Here is a 2,727-nt window from a genome sequence, read left to right as displayed (position 1 = left end):
GGCTCCGACTGTTTGTATGCATGCGGTTTCAGGATCTATTTCACTCCCCTCCCGGGGTTCTTTTCGCCTTTCCCTCACGGTACTGGTTCACTATCGGTCGATCACGAGTATTTAGCCTTGGAGGATGGTCCCCCCATCTTCAGACAGGATTTCACGTGTCCCGCCCTACTTGTCGTACCCCTAGTTCTTCCACACTGTTTTCGCTTACAGGGCTATCACCTGCTATGGCCGCACTTTCCAGAGCGTTCAGCTAACAACATAGATAAAGAGTACAGGCTGATCCCATTTCGCTCGCCACTACTTTGGGAATCTCGGTTGATTTCTGTTCCTGCGGTTACTTAGATGTTTCAGTTCACCGCGTTCGCCCCACATGACCTATGTATTCAGTCATGGGTACTCCATAAGGAGTGGGTTTCCCCATTCGGACATTTGTGGATCAAAGCTCGTTTGCCAGCTCCCCACAACTTTTCGCAGGCTACCGCGTCCTTCATCGCCTGTGATCGCCAAGGCATCCACCACATGCACTTGTTCGCTTGACCCTATAACAAGTGTGTCTCTCGACACACTGCTACAGGCTGAGTATTCGCGTTGTGCCGTATTCCAAGTCATCATTAAGATCACTTTTCATACTTGATACAATCACTACCCTGAATCTTCCTACTCACACCCATCTCTAAGTGCTTTCCAAGATTCTCTTTACTACTTCTTCCAGATTGTTAAAGAACGTTTAGCCGACCGAGTCACTTCATTACCCGTCCGCATCAACTGGCTTTCAATCGCCAATGCAAAGTGCTTACTCGAAACACTTGGCATTGAGGACTTGGTGGAGGATGACGGGATCGAACCGACGACCCCCTGCTTGCAAAGCAGGTGCTCTCCCAGCTGAGCTAATCCCCCGCGTCCTGAGTCTGTCGACTCGTCTCGACGTTGGTGGGTCTGGTTGGATTCGAACCAACGACCCCCGCCTTATCAAGACGGTGCTCTAACCGACTGAGCTACAGACCCAAAGCCTGTCTCAAACAACAGCCGATAAGCGTGAGCGCTTAATTTTTGAAGTGCGAAGCTCGAGAAAGGAGGTGATCCAGCCGCACCTTCCGATACGGCTACCTTGTTACGACTTCACCCCAGTCATGAATCCCACCGTGGTAAGCGCCCTCCTTACGGTTAGGCTACCTACTTCTGGTGAAACCCACTCCCATGGTGTGACGGGCGGTGTGTACAAGACCCGGGAACGTATTCACCGCGGCATGCTGATCCGCGATTACTAGCGATTCCAGCTTCACGCAGTCGAGTTGCAGACTGCGATCCGGACTACGATCGGTTTTCTGGGATTGGCTCCACCTCGCGGCTTGGCAACCCTCTGTTCCGACCATTGTATGACGTGTGAAGCCCTACCCATAAGGGCCATGAGGACTTGACGTCATCCCCACCTTCCTCCGGTTTGTCACCGGCAGTCTCCTTAGAGTGCTCTTGCGTAGCAACTAAGGACAAGGGTTGCGCTCGTTGCGGGACTTAACCCAACATCTCACGACACGAGCTGACGACAGCCATGCAGCACCTGTGCGCCGGTTCTCTTTCGAGCACGTCCGCCTCTCAGCAGACTTCCGACCATGTCAAGGGTAGGTAAGGTTTTTCGCGTTGCATCGAATTAATCCACATCATCCACCGCTTGTGCGGGTCCCCGTCAATTCCTTTGAGTTTTAATCTTGCGACCGTACTCCCCAGGCGGTCAACTTCACGCGTTAGCTACGTTACTAAGGAAATGAATCCCCAACAACTAGTTGACATCGTTTAGGGCGTGGACTACCAGGGTATCTAATCCTGTTTGCTCCCCACGCTTTCGTGCATGAGCGTCAGTGTTGGCCCAGGGGGCTGCCTTCGCCATCGGTATTCCTCCACATCTCTACGCATTTCACTGCTACACGTGGAATTCTACCCCCCTCTGCCACACTCAAAGCCTGCCAGTCACCAATGCAGTTCCCAGGTTAAGCCCGGGGATTTCACATCGGTCTTAACAGACCGCCTGCGCACGCTTTACGCCCAGTAATTCCGATTAACGCTCGCACCCTACGTATTACCGCGGCTGCTGGCACGTAGTTAGCCGGTGCTTATTCTTCCGGTACCGTCATCCCACCACCATATTAGGGCGATGGTTTTCTTTCCGGACAAAAGTGCTTTACAACCCGAAGGCCTTCTTCACACACGCGGCATTGCTGGATCAGGGTTGCCCCCATTGTCCAAAATTCCCCACTGCTGCCTCCCGTAGGAGTCTGGGCCGTGTCTCAGTCCCAGTGTGGCTGGTCGTCCTCTCAGACCAGCTACAGATCGTCGCCTTGGTAGGCCTTTACCCCACCAACTAGCTAATCTGCCATCGGCCGCCCCTATAGCGCGAGGTCCGAAGATCCCCCGCTTTCTCCCTTAGGTCGTATGCGGTATTAATCCGGCTTTCGCCGGGCTATCCCCCACTACAGGACACGTTCCGATGTATTACTCACCCGTTCGCCACTCGCCACCAGGGTTGCCCCCGTGCTGCCGTTCGACTTGCATGTGTAAGGCATGCCGCCAGCGTTCAATCTGAGCCAGGATCAAACTCTTCAGTTCAAACCCTGTTACTGTTTTTCGGTTCCGTTAGAAACCGGTCGCTCACTCAACGTACTGACGATGATTATTGTCCTAAGACAAAAACCTTCCTCTGATACTTCGTGTGAGACTCTTGATACTTTTGCT

The 2,727-nt window shown here is 53.0% G+C and carries 2 tRNA genes and 2 rRNA genes; all 4 read right to left on the bottom strand.

Going from position 1 to position 2,727, the window contains the following annotated elements:
• Positions 1 to 539, bottom strand: a 23S ribosomal RNA gene (locus AWB77_RS34005); the annotation flags it as partial.
• A 282-nt stretch (positions 540 to 821) separates the two neighbouring features.
• Positions 822 to 897: transfer RNA gene (locus AWB77_RS34000), tRNA-Ala, on the bottom strand.
• Positions 898 to 928: 31 nt separating this feature from the next.
• Positions 929 to 1,005: transfer RNA gene (locus tag AWB77_RS33995), tRNA-Ile, on the bottom strand.
• Between the two features lie 64 nt (positions 1,006 to 1,069).
• Positions 1,070 to 2,601, bottom strand: a 16S ribosomal RNA gene (locus AWB77_RS33990).
• Positions 2,602 to 2,727 lie beyond the last annotated feature (126 nt).

It is taken from the genome of Caballeronia fortuita (assembly GCF_001544835.2).
Lineage (GTDB): Bacteria > Pseudomonadota > Gammaproteobacteria > Burkholderiales > Burkholderiaceae > Caballeronia > Caballeronia fortuita.
Note: the sequence above shows the minus strand (reverse complement) of the source record. Positions and strands in the feature narration are given on the sequence as shown.